At 58.2% G+C, this 19,596-nt stretch carries 17 protein-coding genes; all 17 read left to right on the top strand.

Annotated elements, in window-relative coordinates:
• Window positions 1-217: 217 nt before the first annotated feature.
• The 17 genes from rpsB to KGA97_RS21560 all read left to right on the top strand — a co-directional run bounded on the left by rpsB (window position 218) and on the right by KGA97_RS21560 (window position 19,521).
• Entirely contained in the window at window positions 218-955 is a 738-nt protein-coding gene (rpsB, locus tag KGA97_RS21640; RefSeq protein WP_008028964.1) for a 30S ribosomal protein S2, read from the top strand.
• Window positions 956-1,148: 193 nt separating this feature from the next.
• Window positions 1,149-2,012: a translation elongation factor Ts gene (gene tsf / locus KGA97_RS21635; RefSeq protein WP_008028965.1), complete on the top strand. Its 864-nt coding sequence runs from the start codon at window positions 1,149-1,151 to the stop codon at window positions 2,010-2,012.
• A gap of 210 nt (window positions 2,013-2,222) precedes the next feature.
• Window positions 2,223-2,966 carry a UMP kinase gene (pyrH, locus tag KGA97_RS21630; RefSeq protein WP_003172271.1) on the top strand — a complete coding sequence of 248 codons (744 nt, stop codon included), beginning with the start codon at window positions 2,223-2,225 and terminating at the stop codon, window positions 2,964-2,966.
• The gene (gene frr / locus KGA97_RS21625) at window positions 2,963-3,520 is read left to right on the top strand and encodes a ribosome recycling factor (RefSeq protein ID WP_008028968.1); all 558 of its coding nucleotides are present in this window, start codon (window positions 2,963-2,965) and stop codon (window positions 3,518-3,520) included. The genes pyrH and frr overlap by 4 nt, the downstream gene beginning before the upstream one ends.
• A gap of 13 nt (window positions 3,521-3,533) precedes the next feature.
• Window positions 3,534-4,289 (top strand): polyprenyl diphosphate synthase, encoded by a 756-nt coding sequence (gene uppS, locus KGA97_RS21620; RefSeq protein WP_008039394.1) that lies wholly within the window; start codon window positions 3,534-3,536, stop codon window positions 4,287-4,289.
• Window positions 4,289-5,095, top strand: coding sequence for a phosphatidate cytidylyltransferase (locus KGA97_RS21615; RefSeq protein WP_008039396.1), 807 nt, complete (start codon window positions 4,289-4,291; stop codon window positions 5,093-5,095). The genes uppS and KGA97_RS21615 overlap by 1 nt, the downstream gene beginning before the upstream one ends.
• Window positions 5,092-6,282: a 1-deoxy-D-xylulose-5-phosphate reductoisomerase gene (gene ispC / locus KGA97_RS21610; protein WP_008039399.1), complete on the top strand. Its 1,191-nt coding sequence runs from the start codon at window positions 5,092-5,094 to the stop codon at window positions 6,280-6,282. The genes KGA97_RS21615 and ispC overlap by 4 nt, the downstream gene beginning before the upstream one ends.
• A gap of 52 nt (window positions 6,283-6,334) precedes the next feature.
• Window positions 6,335-7,687 carry a sigma E protease regulator RseP gene (gene rseP, locus KGA97_RS21605; protein ID WP_008039401.1) on the top strand — a complete coding sequence of 451 codons (1,353 nt, stop codon included), beginning with the start codon at window positions 6,335-6,337 and terminating at the stop codon, window positions 7,685-7,687.
• Between the two features lie 74 nt (window positions 7,688-7,761).
• The gene (bamA, locus tag KGA97_RS21600) at window positions 7,762-10,137 is read left to right on the top strand and encodes an outer membrane protein assembly factor BamA (protein WP_008039402.1); all 2,376 of its coding nucleotides are present in this window, start codon (window positions 7,762-7,764) and stop codon (window positions 10,135-10,137) included.
• A gap of 45 nt (window positions 10,138-10,182) precedes the next feature.
• Window positions 10,183-10,686: an OmpH family outer membrane protein gene (locus KGA97_RS21595; RefSeq protein ID WP_008028980.1), complete on the top strand. Its 504-nt coding sequence runs from the start codon at window positions 10,183-10,185 to the stop codon at window positions 10,684-10,686.
• Between the two features lie 3 nt (window positions 10,687-10,689).
• Entirely contained in the window at window positions 10,690-11,745 is a 1,056-nt protein-coding gene (gene lpxD / locus KGA97_RS21590) for a UDP-3-O-(3-hydroxymyristoyl)glucosamine N-acyltransferase (protein WP_223481466.1), read from the top strand.
• 108 nt (window positions 11,746-11,853) lie between these two features.
• Complete coding sequence (gene fabZ, locus KGA97_RS21585; RefSeq protein ID WP_008028982.1) at window positions 11,854-12,294, top strand: 3-hydroxyacyl-ACP dehydratase FabZ; 441 nt, start codon at window positions 11,854-11,856, stop codon at window positions 12,292-12,294.
• Window positions 12,291-13,067 carry an acyl-ACP--UDP-N-acetylglucosamine O-acyltransferase gene (gene lpxA / locus KGA97_RS21580; protein ID WP_008039405.1) on the top strand — a complete coding sequence of 259 codons (777 nt, stop codon included), beginning with the start codon at window positions 12,291-12,293 and terminating at the stop codon, window positions 13,065-13,067. Before fabZ ends, lpxA begins: the two co-directional genes overlap by 4 nt.
• A gap of 2 nt (window positions 13,068-13,069) precedes the next feature.
• Window positions 13,070-14,200 carry a lipid-A-disaccharide synthase gene (lpxB, locus tag KGA97_RS21575; protein ID WP_008028984.1) on the top strand — a complete coding sequence of 377 codons (1,131 nt, stop codon included), beginning with the start codon at window positions 13,070-13,072 and terminating at the stop codon, window positions 14,198-14,200.
• On the top strand, window positions 14,197-14,835 hold the full coding sequence (gene rnhB / locus KGA97_RS21570; protein ID WP_223453196.1) for a ribonuclease HII: 639 nt from the start codon (window positions 14,197-14,199) through the stop codon (window positions 14,833-14,835). Before lpxB ends, rnhB begins: the two co-directional genes overlap by 4 nt.
• Before the next feature lie 76 nt (window positions 14,836-14,911).
• Window positions 14,912-18,433: a DNA polymerase III subunit alpha gene (gene dnaE / locus KGA97_RS21565; protein WP_008028986.1), complete on the top strand. Its 3,522-nt coding sequence runs from the start codon at window positions 14,912-14,914 to the stop codon at window positions 18,431-18,433.
• A 140-nt stretch (window positions 18,434-18,573) separates the two neighbouring features.
• On the top strand, window positions 18,574-19,521 hold the full coding sequence (locus KGA97_RS21560; protein WP_008028987.1) for an acetyl-CoA carboxylase carboxyltransferase subunit alpha: 948 nt from the start codon (window positions 18,574-18,576) through the stop codon (window positions 19,519-19,521).
• Window positions 19,522-19,596: the final 75 nt, after the last annotated feature.

Below are 19,596 nucleotides of genomic sequence, written 5' to 3'. Positions count from 1 at the left end.
GATTCCAAGGGCGCGGATAAAGGCGCGCGTCAGGAATTGAGAATCCGGGTTCCGTTTTTGCGAGCCTTGTGATATAAAATGCGCCGCTTTCCGGGGATACCCCGAAAGGCTTAAATCCACACACGTGTCGACACGATGACCTGGGTGCCTTCAGCTGATGCTGCTGGTTGGTCATTGGGATACGTGGAGGCCAAACCCGACTTATTAAGGAACTATCATGTCCCAAGTCAACATGCGCGATATGCTGAAGGCCGGTGTGCACTTCGGTCACCAGACCCGTTACTGGAACCCGAAAATGGGTAAATACATTTTCGGCGCGCGTAACAAGATCCACATCATCAACCTTGAAAAAACCCTGCCAATGTTCAACGAAGCTCTGACTTTCGTAGAGCGTCTGGCCCAGGGCAAAAACAAGATTCTGTTCGTCGGCACCAAGCGTTCCGCTGGCAAGATCGTTGCTGAAGAAGCAGCACGTTGCGGTTCGCCGTACGTCGATCACCGCTGGTTGGGCGGCATGCTGACCAACTTCAAAACCATCCGTGCTTCCATCAAGCGTCTGCGTGACCTTGAAGTACAAGCCGAAGACGGTACTTTCGCCAAGCTGACCAAGAAAGAAGCGCTGATGCGCTCCCGTGACCTGGAAAAGCTGGATCGTTCCCTGGGTGGTATCAAGGACATGGGCGGTCTGCCAGACGCTCTGTTCGTTATCGACGTTGATCACGAGCGCATCGCGATCACCGAAGCCAACAAGCTGGGCATCCCGGTTATCGGCGTAGTCGATACCAACAGCAGCCCGGAAGGCGTTGACTACATCATCCCAGGCAACGATGACGCAATCCGCGCTATCCAGCTGTACATGGGTTCGATGGCTGACGCAGTAATCCGCGGTCGCAACCACGTTGCTGGCGGCACCGAGCAGTTCGTTGAAGAAGCTCCGGCAGCTGCAGCTGAGTAACTGACGCCTTGGCGTTGACTCAGTAAGCAAAAAGGGGGCTTGGCCCCCTTTTTGCCACCTCGAAAACCATTTGTCCGGTGGCGCATTTACATCATTTGTAACTTGCAGCTGCTAACAAGGGTAGTTCGGGAAGAATTGAACGCCCGTTCGATCGGGTGGAATGGTTGAAAACCTATCCAAGAGGAATTTTGAAATGGCAGAGATTACTGCAGCGTTGGTCAAAGAACTGCGCGAGCGTACTGGCGAAGGCATGATGGACTGCAAAAAGGCCTTGACCAAGGCTGGCGGCGACATCGAAAAAGCCATTGATGACATGCGTGCTTCGGGCGCCATCAAGGCCGCCAAGAAAGCAGGCAACGTGGCTGCTGAAGGCGCTATCGCTCTGAAAGAAGACGGTAAATCCGCCGTTCTGCTGGAAGTGAACTCGCAGACCGACTTCCTGGCTCTGCAGGACGACTTCAAGGCATTTGTTGCTGCCAGCGTTGAAAAAGCGTTCGCCGACAAGCTGACTGACGTCGCTCCGCTGATCGAAGCTCAAGAAGCTGCTCGCCTGGTACTGGTCGGCAAGGTTGGCGAAAACGTCAACATCCGTCGCCTGGTTCGCGTTGAAGGTGATGTTGTTGGTGGTTACCTGCACGGCAACAAAATCGGTGTTGCGGTTGTTCTGAAGGGCGGCGACGTTGAGCTGGCCAAAGACATCGCTATGCACGTAGCGGCCAGCAACCCTGAGTTCCTGCTGCCATCGGAAGTTTCTGCTGAAGCTATCGAGCGCGAAAAAGCCGTGTTCCTGCAGCTGAACGAAGAAAAAATCAAAGGCAAGCCAGAAAACATTGTTGAGAACATGGTCAAAGGCCGTATCAGCAAGTTCCTGGCTGAAGCAAGCCTGGTTGAGCAGGCGTTCGTCAAGAACCCTGAAATCAAGGTTGGCGAACTGGCCAAGAAAGCCGGTGCAGAAATCGTTTCTTTCACCTACTTCAAAGTAGGCGAAGGCATCGAGAAGCCGGTCGACAACTTCGCTGAAGAAGTTGCTGCCCAGCTGGCTGCCGCCAAGCAATAAGACGGTTTTTTAACTGTCGCCCTGAAGAGGCTGCCCGCTTACGCGCGCAGCCTCTTTTCAGATGGGGCACCAATTTTTAATTGGTTTCCTTTTGGAACTGGCTTACAAAGCCATGTTCCGATGGCGCTGAAGCAGCGCCAAGCTAGAGTGAACGCCAGCTGTAAACAGCTCGCAAAGAATTTTTAAAATACGCCGCAGGAGAGATTCGCAATGGCTCAGCAGGGCAGTGGTTATCAGGCTCGCTATAAACGCATTCTACTCAAGCTTAGCGGCGAGGCCCTGATGGGCTCGGAAGAGTTCGGGATCGATCCGAAAGTTCTGGACCGCATGGCGCTGGAAGTCGGCCAACTGGTCGGCATCGGCGTCCAGGTCGGCCTGGTGATCGGCGGCGGCAACCTGTTCCGTGGTGCAGCGCTGAGCGCGGCCGGCATGGATCGGGTCACCGGCGACCACATGGGCATGCTGGCCACCGTGATGAATGCCTTGGCCATGCGCGACGCGCTGGAACGTGCCAATATCTCGGCCATCGTGATGTCGGCGATTTCCATGGTTGGCGTGACTGATCACTACGATCGTCGCAAAGCCATGCGCCACCTGAACGCCAAGGAAGTCGTGATCTTCGCGGCCGGTACCGGCAATCCGTTCTTCACCACGGATTCGGCGGCCTGCCTGCGAGCAATCGAAATCGATGCCGATGTCGTGCTGAAAGCGACCAAGGTCGATGGCGTCTACACCGCTGATCCATTCAAAGACCCGCATGCCGAGAAGTTCGATCATCTGACCTACGATGAAGTGCTGGATCGCAAGCTGGGTGTTATGGATCTGACCGCCATTTGCCTGTGCCGCGACCACAAGATGCCGTTGCGCGTATTTAACATGAACAAACCCGGCGCCCTGCTGAACATCGTGCATGGCGGCGCTGAAGGGACCCTGATCGAGGAAGGCCAACAATGATCAACGAAATCAAGAAAGACGCTAAAGAGCGTATGCAGAAATCCGTCGAGTCGCTGATGCACAACTTCGGCCGTATTCGTACTGGCCAGGCGCACCCAAGCATTCTCGAAGGCGTGATGGTGCCGTACTACGGTTCCGACACCCCGATCAAGCAAGTCGCCAACATCACCGTCAAAGACGCCCGTACCCTGCAAGTGGTCGCTTTCGAGCGCAACATGCTGGGCGCCGTCGACAAGGCCATCGGCAGTGCTGGTCTGAACCTCAACCCGACCAACCTGGGTGAGTTGCTGCTGATCTCCATGCCGGCCCTGACCGAAGAAACCCGCAAGGGTTTCACCAAGCAGGCTCGCGATGTCGCTGAAGATGCCCGTGTTGCCGTGCGCAACATCCGTCGTGATGCGAACAGCCAGCTCAAGGATCTGGTCAAGGAAAAGGAAATCAGTGAAGACGAAGAACGTCGCGCCACTGGTGAAATTGATGATCTGACCAAAAAGTACGTGGCTGAAATCGACGCGAATTTGGCGCAGAAAGAAAAAGACCTGATGGCCGTATAAGGGTCGCGTTTTCATGGAAAAGACCAAGCAGTCAGTGCCGTCCGCGGTGCCGCGTCATGTCGCGATCATCATGGATGGCAATAATCGCTGGGCGAAAAAACGCTTTATGCCAGGTGTCGCCGGGCATAAAGCGGGTGTGGACGCAGTTCGTGCAGTGATCGAGGTGTGTGCCGAGGCCAAGGTCGAGGTATTGACCCTGTTCGCCTTCTCCAGCGAGAACTGGCAGCGTCCGGCCGATGAAGTCAGTGCCTTGATGGATCTGTTCTTCAAGGCGTTGCGTCGTGAGGCCAAGCGCCTCAACGACAACAACATCAGTCTGCGCATCATTGGCGACCGTTCGCGTTTCCATCCGGAGCTTCAGGCTGCGATGCGTGAAGCGGAAGCGATGACCGCGGGCACCAATCGCTTCGTTCTGCAGATCGCCGCCAACTACGGCGGTCAGTGGGACATCGCGCAAGCCGCACAGCGTCTGGCGCGGGAAGTTCAGGCCGGGCATCTGCGTCCGGAAGACATCACCCCGGAACTGTTGCAAACCTGCCTGGCCACTGGCGATCTGCCGTTGCCGGACTTGTGCATCCGTACCGGTGGCGAGCACCGCATCAGCAACTTCCTGCTGTGGCAACTGGCCTACGCCGAGTTGTACTTCTCCGACCTGTTCTGGCCGGACTTCAAACACGACGCCATGCGCACCGCGCTGGCCGATTTCGCTTCTCGCCAGCGCCGCTTCGGTAAAACGAGCGAGCAGGTCGAGGCTGGGGCCCGGGTTTAATGCTCAAACAACGAATCATCACCGCGCTGATCCTGCTGCCGATCGCCTTGTGCGGGTTTTTCCTGCTCGAAGGCTCCGGTTTCGCGCTGTTCATCGGGCTGGTCGTGACCCTCGGTGCCTGGGAATGGGCGCGTCTGGCGGGCTTCACTGAGCAGCCGATCCGCGTTGCCTATGCTGCAGTCGTCGCGTTGATGCTGTTTGTCATGCATATCCTGCCGGGCCTGGCACCTTGGGTGCTGGGCGCTTCGGTGCTGTGGTGGGGCGTGGCGACGTACCTGGTGTTGACGTATCCGCGTTCGAGCGAGCGTTGGTCCAGTGCGGCGACCAAACTGGTGATCGGTCTGTTGATTCTCCTGCCGGCCTGGCAAGGTCTGGTGCAGATCAAACAATACCCATTGGGCAACTGGTTGATCATGGCCGTCATGGTGCTGGTCTGGGGTGCCGACATCGGTGCTTACTTTTCCGGTCGGGCCTTCGGCAAGCGCAAGCTGGCACCGCAGGTCAGTCCCGGCAAGAGCTGGGAAGGCGTGTATGGCGGCCTCGCGCTGAGCCTGGTCATCACCGTTATTGTCGGCCTGGTTCGCGACTGGACGGTTGCCGAGCTTTTCAAAGGGTTGATCGGTGCCGCAATTATCGTGTTCATCTCGGTAGTGGGTGACCTCACCGAAAGCATGTTCAAGCGCCAGTCCGGGGTCAAGGACAGTAGCAATCTGCTTCCCGGCCACGGTGGTGTACTCGATCGCATCGACAGCCTGACGGCAGCGATCCCGGTGTTCGCGGTGTTGTTGTGGATGGCTGCACCGTGAGCCGCCCTCAACAGATTACCGTTCTGGGGGCTACCGGCTCGATCGGTCTGAGCACGCTCGACGTCATTGCCCGTCATCCCGAGCGTTATCAGGTGTTCGCCTTGAGCGGTTTCACTCGCCTGAGTGAGTTGTTCGCGTTGTGCGTCCGTCATACGCCACGGTTCGCCGTTGTGCCAGAGCAGGGCGCTGCCCGAGGCTTGCAGGACGATTTGCGTGCGGCGGGGCTGTCGACCCGCGTTCTGGTGGGGGAGGAGGGGTTGTGTCAGGTCGCTGCCGACCCTGAAGTCGATGCCGTCATGGCCGCCATTGTCGGCGCGGCGGGCTTGCGCCCGACGCTGGCGGCGGTCGAGGCCGGCAAGAAAATACTCCTGGCCAACAAAGAAGCACTGGTGATGTCCGGTGCGTTGTTCATGCAGGCCGTGCGTAAAAGCGGTTCGGTGCTGTTGCCGATCGACAGCGAGCACAACGCGATTTTCCAGTGCATGCCGCAGGATTTCGCTCGTGGGCTGGGTGCGGTCGGTGTCCGTCGGATCTTGCTGACAGCTTCGGGCGGTCCTTTCCGCCAGACGCCTATGGCTGAGCTGGTGCATGTAACCCCTGATCAGGCGTGTGCCCATCCGAACTGGTCCATGGGGCGCAAGATTTCGGTAGATTCGGCCAGCATGATGAACAAAGGCCTCGAGCTGATCGAAGCCTGCTGGCTGTTTGATGCCAAGCCGTCGCAGGTCGAAGTGGTGATTCACTCGCAGAGCGTGATTCATTCGCTTGTCGATTACATCGATGGTTCGGTCCTGGCTCAGTTGGGTAATCCCGACATGCGTACGCCTATTGCCAATGCGCTGGCCTGGCCGGAGCGTATCGATTCGGGTGTCGCACCGCTGGATCTGTTTGCCATTGCGCGCCTGGATTTCCAGGCTCCCGATGAAGAGCGTTTCCCATGTCTGCGCCTGGCGCGTCAGGCCGCAGAGGCTGGCAATAGTGCGCCAGCCATGCTCAATGCGGCAAATGAAGTGGCTGTCGCGGCCTTTCTCGACGGGCGGGTTCGCTATCTGGAAATCGCGAGTATCATCGAAGAAGTGTTAAATCTCGAGCCCGTGGTTGCGGTGGATGATCTCGAGGCGGTGTTCACGGCTGACGCGAAAGCGCGAGTACTGGCCGGGCAGTGGTTGAGTCGTCACGGGCGGTAAGTGCTGCAGTACGTTGGCCCATGCAGCACCGGATAAGTTGCGGAGAAAGTAGATGAGCGCGCTCTATATGATTGTCGGCACCCTGGTAGCCCTGGGCGTGCTGGTCACCTTCCACGAATTCGGCCATTTCTGGGTCGCACGTCGCTGTGGAGTCAAAGTGCTGCGTTTCTCCGTGGGCTTCGGTATGCCGTTGCTGCGCTGGCACGACAAGAAAGGCACTGAATTCGTGATTGCCGCCATCCCGCTGGGTGGCTACGTGAAAATGCTCGACGAGCGCGAAGGTGAAGTGCCGGCCGATCAGCTCGATCAATCCTTCAATCGCAAATCCGTCCGTCAGCGCATTGCTATCGTGTCGGCGGGGCCGATTGCCAACTTCTTGCTGGCGATGATTTTTTTCTGGGTGCTCGCCATGCTTGGCAGCGAGCAGGTGCGGCCAGTCATCGGTGCCGTTGAATCCGGCAGTATCGCCGCCAGGGCGGGTTTGAGTGCAGGTCAGGAAATTGTTGCCATTGATGGTGAGCCGACGTCGGGCTGGGGCGCCGTAAATCTGCAACTGGTTCGCCGTCTTGGCGAGAGCGGTTCCCTTCAGTTGCTGGTCCGTGAGCAGGGTTCCACAGCGGATTCGCCGCGTGAGCTGGTGCTGGATAAATGGCTCAAGGGCGCTGACGAGCCGGATCCGATTCGCTCGCTGGGTATTCGCCCATGGCGTCCGGCGTTGCCGCCGGTTCTGGCAGAACTCGATCCGAAAGGCCCGGCGCAGGCTGCCGGCCTGAAAACCGGTGACCGATTGTTGGCCCTGGATGGCAAGGCGCTCGATGACTGGCAACAAGTGGTCGATATCGTCCGTATTCATCCTGATACCAAAATCATGCTGCGCGTCGAGCGCGATGGTGCTCAAATCGACGTCCCTGTGACGCTCGCTGCTCGCGGCGAGAAAAAGTCGCCCAGTGGTTATCTCGGTGCCGGGGTGAAGGCGATCGATTGGCCGCCGGAGATGATTCGCGAGGTCAGTTACGGTCCTTTGGCAGCGATTGGCGAGGGGGCTCGACGCACCTGGACCATGAGCATACTGACCCTCGATTCGCTCAAGAAAATGTTGTTCGGTGAGCTCTCGGTAAAAAACTTGAGTGGACCGATAACCATTGCTAAAGTGGCGGGCGCTTCTGCCCAGTCGGGCGTCGCTGATTTCCTGAATTTCCTTGCTTATCTGAGTATTAGCCTGGGTGTTCTGAATTTGTTGCCCATTCCGGTACTGGATGGGGGGCATTTGTTGTTTTATCTGATTGAGTGGGCGCGTGGTCGCCCCTTGTCGGATCGGGTGCAGGGTTGGGGGATACAGATCGGCATCAGTTTGGTGGTCGGGGTGATGTTGCTCGCTCTGGTCAATGATTTGGGTCGTCTGTAACACTTCGCTGAATTGCGAATCTGCCGCATTTTGCGGCAGTTTGTTTATTGCCAGTTGGAATAAGAAAGGACTTCATGAAACGTCTGCTGCTAACTGCGGTTCTCACCGTATTGATGATCGCCGAAGTTCACGCCGAGTCCTTCACTATCTCTGATATTCGCGTCAATGGCCTCCAGCGGGTCTCCGCGGGTAGCGTCTTTGGTGCCTTGCCGTTGAACGTCGGTGAACAGGCGGATGATCGTCGCCTGGTGGAATCCACTCGTGCGCTGTTCAAAACCGGGTTCTTTCAAGATATCCAGCTGGGCCGTGATGGCAACGTCCTGGTCATTACTGTAGTCGAGCGTCCGTCCGTCGCCAGTATCGAGATCGAGGGTAACAAGGCGATCTCCACTGAAGACCTGATGAAGGGCCTCAAACAGTCCGGTCTGGCCGAAGGCGAGATCTTCCAGCGTGCCACCCTCGAAGGTGTTCGTAACGAGCTGCAGCGCCAGTACGTCGCTCAGGGTCGCTACTCGGCTACCGTTGACACCGAAGTGGTGCCGCAGCCGCGTAACCGCGTCGGCCTCAAGGTCAATATCAACGAAGGCACCGTTGCAGCTATCCAGCACATCAACGTGGTGGGTAACACGGTCTTCCCTGATGAAGACCTGATCGACCTGTTCGAACTCAAGACCACCAACTGGTTGTCGTTCTTCAAGAACGACGACAAGTACGCTCGTGAAAAACTGTCCGGTGACCTGGAGCGTCTGCGTTCCTACTACCTGGACCGTGGCTATATCAACATGGATATCGCTTCGACCCAGGTGTCCATCACCCCGGACAAGAAGCACGTCTACATCACCGTCAACGTCAACGAAGGCGAGAAGTACACCGTTCGTGACGTCAAGCTGAGCGGCGACCTGAAAGTTCCTGAAGACCAGGTCAAGTCCCTGTTGCTGGTGCAGAAAGGCCAGGTGTTCTCGCGCAAGCTGATGACCACCACCTCCGAACTGATCACCCGTCGCCTGGGTAACGAGGGTTACACCTTCGCCAACGTCAACGGCGTACCTCAGCCGCACGATGAAGACCACACCGTCGATATCACTTTCGCGGTCGATCCGGGCAAGCGTGCTTACGTTAACCGCATCAACTTCCGTGGCAACACCAAGTCCGAAGACGAAGTGCTGCGCCGTGAAATGCGTCAGATGGAAGGCGGCTGGGCTTCGACTTACCTGATCGACCAATCCAAGACCCGTCTTGAGCGTCTGGGCTTCTTCAAGGAAGTCAACGTCGAAACCCCGGCTGTACCGGGTGTCGATGACCAGGTTGACGTGAACTACAGCGTTGAAGAGCAAGCGTCCGGTTCGATTACCGCCAGCGTCGGCTTTGCACAGAGTGCCGGTCTGATCCTCGGTGGTTCGATCACCCAGAACAACTTCCTCGGTACCGGTAACAAGGTCAGCGTTGGCTTGACCCGCAGTGAATACCAGAGCCGCTATAACTTCGGTTATGTCGACCCGTACTGGACTGCTGACGGTGTGAGCCTGGGTTACAACGCGTTCTATCGCACCACTGACTACAAAGACCTCGACGTCGACGTTGCCAGCTATGCAGTAGACAGCTACGGTGCCGGCGCGAGTGTCGGTTATCCGATCAGCGAGACTTCGCGTCTGACGTTCGGCCTGACTGCGCAACAGGACAAGATCAAGACTGGCCTGTACACCGTTGACGAAATTTTCGACTTCGTTAACAAGGAAGGCGACAGCTACCTGAACTTCAAGGCTTCGGCCGGTTGGTCCGAGTCGACCCTGAACAAAGGCGTGCTGGCGACCCGTGGTCATTCGCAAAGCCTTGTGCTGGAAACCACGACCCCTGGCAGCGACCTGTCGTTCTTCAAACTCGACTACCGTGGCCAGTTGTTCCAGCCGTTGACCGAAAACTACACCATGCGCCTGCATACCGAACTGGGTTATGGCGATGGCTACGGTTCGACCGATGGCTTGCCGTTCTATGAAAACTACTATGCTGGTGGTTTCAACTCGGTTCGTGGCTTCAAGGACAGCACCCTGGGTCCTCGCAGTACTCCAAGTACCGGCAAGAACCCTGGCACTGCGCTCGATCCGGACCAGGATCCGCTGCCGTTCGGTGGTAACGTCCTGATCCAGGGCGGTGTGGAGGTTCTTTTCCCTCTGCCGTTCGTCAAGGATCAGCGTTCCCTGCGCACCTCGGTATTCTGGGACGTGGGTAACGTGTTCGACTCGCAGTGCAAGTCGACCACCAATGCCGATGGTTCGAAGTCCAATACACAGTGCAACGACATCAGCCTGAGCAACATGGCCAGCTCTGTCGGTGTAGGCGTGACATGGGTTACCGCACTGGGTCCTCTGAGTTTCGCGTTGGCCATGCCGATCAAGAAACCGGATGAGGCTGAAACTCAAGTGTTCCAATTCTCCCTCGGCCAGACGTTCTAAGCGTCTGACCCAAGATAACGACAATGGATTTTGTAGGAGTGCATCGTGCGTAAGTTGACTCAATTGGTTCTCCTGGCGACCGTACTGGTAGCAGGCCCGGCTTTTGCCGACATGAAAATTGCCGTTCTGAACTATCAAATGGCTTTGCTGGAATCCGATGCGGCCAAGAAGTACGCCGTGGATGCCGAGAAGAAGTTCGGCCCGCAACTGACCAAGCTCAAGACGCTGGAAAGCAGTGCCAAGGGTATTCAGGACCGTCTGATGGCTGGCGGCGACAAGATGCAGCAAGGCGAGCGTGAGCGTCTGGAGCTTGAATTCAAGCAAAAGGCCCGTGACTTCCAGTTCCAGTCCAAGGAATTGAACGAAGCCAAAGCCGTTGCCGACCGTGAAATGCTGAAGCAGCTCAAGCCGAAACTGGACAGCGCTGTGGAAGAAGTCATCAAGAAAGGTGCTTTTGACCTGGTCTTCGAGCGTGGCGCAGTGATTGATGTCAAACCTCAGTACGACATCACTCGCCAGGTTATCGAGCGCATGAATCAGCTGAAGTAATCCATGACAGCGACCATAAAACTCGGCCAGTTGGCCGAGTTCCTCGGCGCCACCCTACGTGGCGACCCAGAGAAGGAAATTACTGGGCTAGCCACTTTGCAAGAGGCTGGCCCAGCTCAGTTGAGCTTTCTGGCAAATCCTCAATACCGCAAATACCTGTCTGACAGCCGGGCTGCAGCACTGTTGCTGAAAGCCGCTGACGCTGAAGGTTTTGCCGGGAATGCATTGGTCGTACCTGATCCGTACGCCGCCTACGCTCGTGTTTCCCACCTGTTCGATCCCAAGCCCAAGGCGGCTGCCGGCATTCATCCGACCGCAGTGATTGCGGCGGACGCGGTGGTTGATCCAGCGGCGAGCATCGGTGCCTTTGTGGTCATCGAGAGCGGGGCGCGAGTTGATGCAGGCACGACCATCGGCGCGCATTGCTTCATCGGCGCTCGTAGCGTTATCGGCGAAGGTGGCTGGCTCGCACCGCGCGTCACGCTGTATCACGACGTGCGTATCGGCAAGCGGGTGGTGATTCAGTCCGGTGCAGTGTTGGGTGGCGAAGGCTTCGGCTTTGCCAACGAGAAAGGCATCTGGCAGAAAATCGCCCAGATCGGTGGCGTTCTGGTCGGTGACGATGTGGAGATCGGCGTGAATACCGCCATCGACCGCGGTGCACTGGCCGATACCATTCTTGGTAATGGCGTCAAGCTCGACAATCAGATTCAGATCGCCCACAACGTTCAGGTTGGTGATCACACTGCCATGGCGGCGTGCGTGGGGATTTCCGGCAGCACCAAAATCGGCAAGCATTGCATGCTCGCCGGTGGCGTAGGGCTGGTGGGACATATCGAAATTTGCGACAAGGTTTTCATTACCGGGATGACCATGGTGACCCACTCGATTACCGAGCCGGGCTCCTATTCTTCCGGTACGGCCATGCAACCGGCTGCCGAATGGCGCAAAAGCGCGGCACGTATCCGTCAGCTCGATGACATCGCGCGGCGGCTGCGACAGCTGGAAAAGCGAGTAGGGGACGTGACCCCTGACGGTATTGCTTCATCAGATGGCTGATACCATTTCCATATCAAGTGTGCACAGCCGCTAGACTGCCTCCTTGATTTGCTAGAGGAGCGCGCGTCAGTCGCGCGTTCCCAATCTTTACATAGGCTTCCCCCCGAAATGATGGACATCAACGAGATTCGCGAATACCTGCCTCACCGTTACCCGTTCCTGCTGGTGGACCGGGTCGTGGATCTGGATGTGGAAGGCAAGCGCATTCGCGCCTACAAGAATGTCAGCATCAACGAACCGTTCTTCAATGGTCACTTCCCTGCGCATCCAATCATGCCGGGCGTACTGATCATCGAAGCGATGGCTCAGGCTGCCGGGATCCTTGGTTTCAAGATGCTGGACGTGAAACCGGCTGATGGCACCCTGTACTATTTCGTAGGCTCCGACAAACTGCGTTTCCGTCAGCCGGTCAAGCCTGGCGACCAGTTGATCCTTGAAGCCACGTTCATCAGCTGCAAGCGCAAGATCTGGAAGTTCGAATGCCAGGCATCGGTAGATGGCAAGCCGGTCTGCTCGGCCGAGATCATCTGTGCGGAACAAAAAGTATGAGTTTGATTGACCCTCGCGCAATCATCGATCCGACGGCCATCCTGGCCGACGACGTCGAGGTCGGCCCTTGGTCGATCGTCGGCGCTGGTGTGGAAATCGGCGAGGGGACAGTGATCGGGCCGCATGTGATTCTCAAAGGCCCGACCCGAATCGGTAAGCACAACCGCATCTACCAGTTTTCTTCGGTAGGCGAAGACACGCCCGATCTGAAATACAAGGGTGAAGAAACCCGTCTGGTCATCGGTGACCACAACGTCATCCGTGAAGGCGTGACCATTCACCGTGGGACCATTCAGGACCGTTCCGAAACGACCCTGGGCGATCACAACCTGATCATGGCCTATGCTCACATCGGCCACGACAGCGTCATCGGCAACCATTGCATCCTGGTCAACAACACCGCGTTGGCGGGCCATGTGCATGTTGAAGACTGGGCGATCCTGTCCGGTTTTACCCTGGTTCACCAGTATTGCCACATCGGCGCCCACAGCTTTTCCGGTATGGGTACCGCCATTGGCAAGGACGTTCCAGCGTACGTCACGGTGTTCGGCAACCCGGCCGAAGCTCGCAGCATGAACTTCGAAGGCATGCGCCGTCGTGGTTTCAGCGAAGACGCGATCCACGCCCTGCGCCGCGCCTACAAGGTGGTTTATCGCCAGGGCCTCACGGTTGAGCAGGCACTCGCGGAGCTGGCCGAGCCTTCGGAGCAGTTTCCGGAAGTTGCGGTGTTCCGTGACTCCATCCAGTCTTCGACCCGCGGCATCACACGTTAATCATGGCTAATCTGCGTATTGCGCTGGTGGCGGGTGAGGCTTCCGGTGACATTCTGGGCGCCGGTCTCATGCGTGCGCTCAAGGCACAGCATCCGGCGGTCGAGTTCATCGGTGTCGGTGGCCCGCTGATGCAGGCTGAAGGCCTGACCTCGTATTTTCCGATGGAACGTCTCTCGGTCATGGGGCTGGTGGAAGTGCTCGGTCGGCTGCGCGAGTTGTTGAAACGCCGCAAGAAGCTGATCGCAGACCTGATCGCCGAGAAACCGGACGTGTTCATCGGTATCGATGCGCCGGATTTCAACCTCAATATCGAACTGAAGCTGCGTCAGGCCGGGATCAAGACCGTGCATTACGTCAGCCCGTCAGTGTGGGCGTGGCGGCAGAAGCGAGTGCTGAAGATTCGCGAAGGTTGCGACCTGATGCTGACGCTGTTCCCGTTCGAAGCGAAATTCTATGAAGAGAAGGGCGTGCCGGTGCGGTTTGTCGGTCACACCTTGGCCGATGCGATACCCCTTGAGGCTGATCGTCGCGCTGCACGCGCCGAGCTCGGTTTGCCTGATGGCCCATTGGTCGCGCTGATGCCGGGTAGTCGCGGTGGCGAAGTCGGGCGTCTGGGCGCTTTGTTCCTCGATGCCGCCGAGCGTTTGCGCGCCATGCGCCCTGGCGTGCGTTTCATTATTCCTTGCGCCAGCCCTCAGCGCCGCGCGCAGCTTGAAGAGCTGCTGGCCGGTCGCGATCTGCCGCTGACCCTGCTCGACGGCAAGTCCCATCTGGCACTGGCCGCCTGCGACGCAGTGTTGATTGCCTCCGGAACGGCGACCCTCGAAGCCTTGCTGTACAAGCGTCCGATGGTGGTGGCTTATCGCCTGGCACCGCTGACGTTCTGGATCCTCAAGCGCATGGTGAAAAGCCCTTACGTCTCGTTGCCGAACCTGCTCGCCCAGCGCCTCTTGGTGCCTGAATTGTTACAGGACGATGCAACGGTTGAAGCCTTGGCCCAGACGCTGTCGCCCCTGATCGAAGGTGGCGAAGAGCAGACCCGCGGCTTCGACGAAATTCACCGGACCTTGCGCCTGGATGCCTCCAATCAGGCGGCGGACGCGGTACTGAATCTGATCGGCAAAACACAATGACAAAAGCACAACAGATGGGCCTTGATTTCACCCTGGTCGCCGAAGTCGAAGAGCTGGTTGCCGGTGTGGATGAAGTCGGTCGCGGCCCGCTCTGCGGCGCTGTGGTGACGGCTGCGGTGATCCTCGATCCGAATCGTCCGATCCTTGGCCTCAACGATTCGAAGAAGCTCACCGAAGCCCGCCGCGAAAAACTCTTCGACGAAATCTGCGAAAAAGCCCTGAGCTGGTGCATCGCTCGCGCGGAAGTCGAAGAAATCGACGAGCTGAACATCCTGCATGCCACCATGCTGGCCATGCAGCGTGCGATCGAAGGCCTGCACATTCAGCCAAAACTGGCGATGATCGACGGTAACCGTTGCCCGAAACTGGCCATGCGCGCTGAAGCCGTGGTCAAGGGCGACAGCAAGGTCCCTGCCATCGCCGCGGCCTCGATTCTGGCCAAGGTCAGCCGCGACCGTGAAATGGCGGCATTCGAACTGATTTACCCGGGTTACGGCATCGGCGGCCATAAAGGCTACCCGACGCCCGTTCATCTGGAAGCGCTGGCACGCTTGGGGCCGACGCCGATTCACCGCCGCTCGTTCGCACCGGTGCGGTTGGCGTATGAGGCGCGCGAAAGCCTCATGGAGAGTTAGTCGCGAGGCTGATGTTTTCGCCAAGGCCCGGTACAATCCGGGCCTTGTTGTTTTCATGACATAACGCAGGATCACTATGCCGGCTTCATTCGTTCACCTACGCCTGCACACTGAATACTCCCTGGTCGACGGTCTGGTGCGGATCAAACCGCTGGTCAAGACCCTGGTCGGCATGAACATGCCTGCCGTAGCGGTCACCGATCAGAACAACATGTGTTCCCTGGTCAAATTCTATAAAGCCTCGATGGGCGCAGGTATCAAGCCGATCTGCGGCGCCGACTTGTGGCTGTCGAACAAGGACCCGGACAACGCCCTGAGCCGGATCAGCCTGCTGGCAATGAACGCTGTCGGCTATCGCAACCTGACTGAGCTGATCTCCCGCGGTTTCATCGACGGCCAGCGTAATGGCTCGATCATCATCGAGCGTGAGTGGGTGGCCGAGGCCAGCGAAGGCTTGATCATGCTGTCGGCGGCGAAGGAAGGCGAAATCGGCCTGGCCATGCTCAGCGGCAATCCGGCGGAAGCGGAAAAACTGGCACGCGAATGGATGGCGGTGTTCCCGGATCGTTTCTACCTGGAAATCCAGCGCACCAACCGCCCTAACGATGAAGAACAACTGCACGGCGCCGTGGCCCTGGCCGAGAAAATCGGCGCGCCGCTGGTAGCGACCAACGACGTGCGCTTCATCAAGCAGGAAGATTTCGCGGCTCACGAAACCCGCGTCTGCATCGGTGAGGGCCGCGCCCTCGACGATCCGCGGCGTTCGAAGAACTACAGCGATCAGCAATACCTCAAAAGCGCCGAGGAAATGGCCGAGCTGTTCAGCGACATTCCCGAGGCGCTGGAAAACACCGTCGAGATCGCGAAGCGCTGCAACATCGAAGTGAAGCTGGGCACGCACTTCCTGCCCAACTTCCCGATTCCCGATGGCATGACCATTGACGAATATTTCCGCAAGGTGTCCTTCGATGGCCTGGAAGAACGGCTGACCGTTCTGCTGCCCAAGGACACCACCGAAGACTATGAAGCCAAGCGCCAGGTCTACGTCGACCGGTTGAATTTCGAGCTGGATATCATCATCCAGATGGGCTTCCCCGGTTACTTCCTGATCGTGATGGACTTTATCCAGTGGGCCAAGAGCAACGGCGTGCCGGTGGGTCCTGGTCGTGGATCGGGTGCCGGGTCGCTGGTGGCCTATGTACAGAAGATCACCGACCTCGACCCGCTGGAATACGACCTGCTGTTCGAGCGGTTCCTCAACCCGGAACGGGTCTCCATGCCCGACTTCGACGTTGACTTCTGCATGGACGGTCGTGACCGCGTGATCGACTACGTGGCCGAGAAGTATGGGCGCAACGCGGTAAGCCAGATCATCACTTTCGGTTCCATGGCTGCCAAGGCTGTGGTCCGTGACGTGGCGCGGGTCCAAGGCAAGTCCTACGGCCTGGCGGATCGTCTGTCGAAGATGATTCCGTTCGAAGTCGGCATGACCCTGGAAAAAGCCTACGAACAGGAAGAAATCCTGCGTGACTTCATCAAGGTCGATGAAGAAGCCGCGGAAATCTGGGAAATGGCGCGCAAGCTTGAAGGCGTCGTGCGTAACGTCGGTAAACACGCCGGTGGCGTGGTTATCGCGCCGACCAAGCTGACCGATTTCTCGCCGATCTATTGCGACGAGGCCGGTGATGGCCTGGTAACCCAGTTCGACAAGGACGACGTTGAAGCCGCCGGTCTGGTGAAGTTCGACTTCCTCGGTCTGCGGACCCTGACGGTCATCGACTGGGCGCTGAAAACCATCAACCGCGACCGCGCCAAGGTCAACGAACCGCCGCTGGACATCGCGTTCATCCCGCTGGACGACAAGCCGACCTACACGCTGCTGCAAAAAGCGGAAACCACCGCGGTGTTCCAGCTCGAGTCGCGCGGCATGAAAGAGCTGATCAAAAAGCTCAAGCCCGACTGCCTGGAAGACTTGATCGCACTGGTGGCCCTGTTCCGTCCGGGCCCCTTGCAATCCGGCATGGTTGACGACTTTATCAACCGTAAGCACGGCCGCGCCGAACTCGCGTACCCGCACTCGGATTACCAGTACGAAGGCCTGAAACCGGTACTGGCGCCGACTTACGGCATCATCCTGTATCAGGAACAGGTGATGCAGATCGCCCAGGTCATGGCCGGTTACACCCTCGGCGGTGCGGACATGCTGCGGCGGGCCATGGGTAAGAAAAAGCCCGAAGAAATGGCCAAGCAGCGCGGCGGTTTCATTGAAGGTTGCAAGACCAACAATATCGAAGCCGACCTGGCCGGTAACATTTTCGACCTGGTAGAGAAATTCGCCGGTTACGGCTTCAACAAATCCCACTCCGCCGCCTACGGGCTGGTGTCGTACCAGACCGCGTGGCTGAAAACGCACTACCCGGCGCCGTTCATGGCCGCGGTACTGTCGGCGGATATGCACAACACCGACAAGGTCGTGACCTTGATCGAAGAAATTCGCACCATGAAGCTGCGTCTCGACGCGCCGGATGTGAATACCTCTGAGTTCAAGTTCACGGTGAATGACGAAGGCCGCATCATTTACGGCCTCGGCGCGATCAAGGGTGTGGGCGAAGGCCCGGTGGAGGCGATTACCGAGGCGCGTCAGGACGGTCCGTTCAAGGATCTGTTCGATTTCTGCGCCCGTGTCGACCTCAAGCGCATCAACAAGCGCACCCTCGACGGTTTGATCCGCAGCGGTGCGCTGGATCGTCTGGGCCCGTATTTCCATGACGAACCGAAAGCCTATCAAGCGAGCATCGACCAGAACCGCGCAGTGCTGCTGAATGCGATGGAAGGGGCGATCAAGGCTGCTGAACAAACCGCTCGCACCCACGACAGTGGCCACGCCGATCTGTTTGGCGGGCTGTTCGTCGAGGCAGACGCCGACGTCTACGCCAATCACCGCAAGGCGAAAGAGCTGACCCTGAAGGAGCGCCTGAAAGGGGAGAAAGACACCCTGGGCCTGTACCTGACCGGTCACCCGATCGACGAATACGAAGGTGAAATCCGCCGTTTTGCCCGTCAGCGCATCATCGACCTGAAGCCGGCTCGTGATACGCAGACCGTCGCGGGCATGATCATCGCCCTGCGTGTGATGAAGAACAAAAAGGGCGACAAGATGGGGTTCATCACCCTTGACGATCGCTCTGGGCGCATCGAAGCTTCGTTGTTCGCCGACGCGTTCCATTCGGCGCAGTCGCTGTTGCAGACTGATGCGATGGTTGTTGTCGAAGGCGAAGTCAGCAACGACGATTTCTCCGGCGGTTTGCGCCTGCGGGTCAAGCGGGTGATGAGCATGGAAGATGCGCGCACCAACCTGGCCGAAAGTCTGCGCTTGAAGCTGCAGACCAAGGATTTGAAAGGCGATCAGCTACGCTGGCTGGGTGAGCTGTTCAAGCGTCACCGAGGTGCGTGCCCGATCACCATGGAGTACACGAGCCCCGATGCGAAGGCCTTGCTGCAGTTCGGCGAGACCTGGCGAATCGACCCGGCGGATGCGTTGATTCAAGCCTTGCGTGACCAGTTCGGGCGAGACAACGTCTTCCTCCAATACCGTTGACGGTCAGGTAGCAACTGAACGCCCTGATCTCGACCTGAATTTTTAATCTCGACCTGAACGCGCCTCTCCCTTAAGGTAGGGCGCGAATAGACAACCGGCCGGCCCAAGCTCTCTTGGACGTCGACCCAAGACGGACGCCTATGAACCCGAATTTTCTAGATTTCGAACAGCCGATCGCCGACCTGCAAGCCAAGATCGAAGAGTTGCGCTTGGTCGGTAACGACAATTCGCTGAATATCGGCGATGAGATCTCCCGCCTGCAGGACAAAAGCAGCACGCTGACCGAAGACATCTTCGGCAAGCTGACCAGCTGGCAGATCGCGCGTCTGGCGCGTCACCCGAAACGTCCATACACCCTGGACTACATCGAACACATCTTCACCGAGTTCGACGAACTGCACGGCGACCGTCACTTCTCTGACGACGCTGCCATCGTTGGCGGCGTGGCCCGTCTGGATGACCAGCCGGTGATGATCATCGGTCACCAGAAAGGCCGCGAAGTGCGCGAGAAGGTTCGCCGCAACTTCGGTATGCCGCGTCCGGAAGGCTACCGCAAGGCGTGCCGCCTGATGGAAATGGCCGAGCGCTTCAAAATGCCGATCCTGACCTTCATCGACACGCCGGGTGCTTACCCTGGCATCGACGCTGAAGAGCGCAACCAGAGCGAAGCGATTGCCTGGAACCTGCGTGTCATGGCTCGCCTGAAAACCCCGATCATCGCCACCGTCATCGGTGAAGGTGGTTCCGGTGGTGCACTGGCAATCGGCGTGTGCGATCAGTTGAACATGCTGCAGTACTCGACCTACGCGGTGATTTCGCCGGAAGGTTGTGCGTCGATTCTGTGGAAAACCGCCGAAAAAGCGCCGGATGCCGCTGAAGCCATGGGCATCACCGCCGAGCGCCTGAAAGGCCTGGGCATCGTTGACAAAGTGATCGGCGAACCTCTGGGCGGCGCTCATCGCGACCCGGTGGCGGCCGCCGCATCGATCCGTGCCGAGCTGACCTCGCAACTGGCGATGCTGAAGAAGTTCGACAACGAAGCGCTGCTCAAGCGCCGTTACGAGCGACTGATGAGCTACGGTCTCTGAGATTGACGCAGTACTAATGTAGGAGCCGGCTTGCTGGCGATGGCGGCCGGAAGGCCGGCGGTGTCTGACCGATCC

Source organism: Pseudomonas sp. BF-B-15 (assembly GCF_019946675.1).
Lineage (GTDB): Bacteria > Pseudomonadota > Gammaproteobacteria > Pseudomonadales > Pseudomonadaceae > Aquipseudomonas > Aquipseudomonas migulae.
The sequence above is the reverse complement of the archived record's forward strand: the minus strand, read 5'-3'. Positions and strand labels throughout refer to the sequence as shown.

Bases quoted from the DNA above. Each gene is read 5' to 3' on its own strand.
- rpsB (WP_008028964.1), top strand. From the start codon at position 218: ATGTCCCAAGTCAACATGCGCGATATGCTGAAGGCCGGTGTGCACTTC.
- tsf (WP_008028965.1), top strand. From the start codon at position 1,149: ATGGCAGAGATTACTGCAGCGTTGGTCAAAGAACTGCGCGAGCGTACT.
- pyrH (WP_003172271.1), top strand. From the start codon at position 2,223: ATGGCTCAGCAGGGCAGTGGTTATCAGGCTCGCTATAAACGCATTCTA.
- frr (WP_008028968.1), top strand. From the start codon at position 2,963: ATGATCAACGAAATCAAGAAAGACGCTAAAGAGCGTATGCAGAAATCC.
- uppS (WP_008039394.1), top strand. From the start codon at position 3,534: ATGGAAAAGACCAAGCAGTCAGTGCCGTCCGCGGTGCCGCGTCATGTC.
- KGA97_RS21615 (WP_008039396.1), top strand. From the start codon at position 4,289: ATGCTCAAACAACGAATCATCACCGCGCTGATCCTGCTGCCGATCGCC.
- rseP (WP_008039401.1), top strand. From the start codon at position 6,335: ATGAGCGCGCTCTATATGATTGTCGGCACCCTGGTAGCCCTGGGCGTG.
- bamA (WP_008039402.1), top strand. From the start codon at position 7,762: ATGAAACGTCTGCTGCTAACTGCGGTTCTCACCGTATTGATGATCGCC.
- lpxD (WP_223481466.1), top strand. From the start codon at position 10,690: ATGACAGCGACCATAAAACTCGGCCAGTTGGCCGAGTTCCTCGGCGCC.
- fabZ (WP_008028982.1), top strand. From the start codon at position 11,854: ATGATGGACATCAACGAGATTCGCGAATACCTGCCTCACCGTTACCCG.
- lpxA (WP_008039405.1), top strand. From the start codon at position 12,291: ATGAGTTTGATTGACCCTCGCGCAATCATCGATCCGACGGCCATCCTG.
- lpxB (WP_008028984.1), top strand. From the start codon at position 13,070: ATGGCTAATCTGCGTATTGCGCTGGTGGCGGGTGAGGCTTCCGGTGAC.
- rnhB (WP_223453196.1), top strand. From the start codon at position 14,197: ATGACAAAAGCACAACAGATGGGCCTTGATTTCACCCTGGTCGCCGAA.
- dnaE (WP_008028986.1), top strand. From the start codon at position 14,912: ATGCCGGCTTCATTCGTTCACCTACGCCTGCACACTGAATACTCCCTG.
- KGA97_RS21560 (WP_008028987.1), top strand. From the start codon at position 18,574: ATGAACCCGAATTTTCTAGATTTCGAACAGCCGATCGCCGACCTGCAA.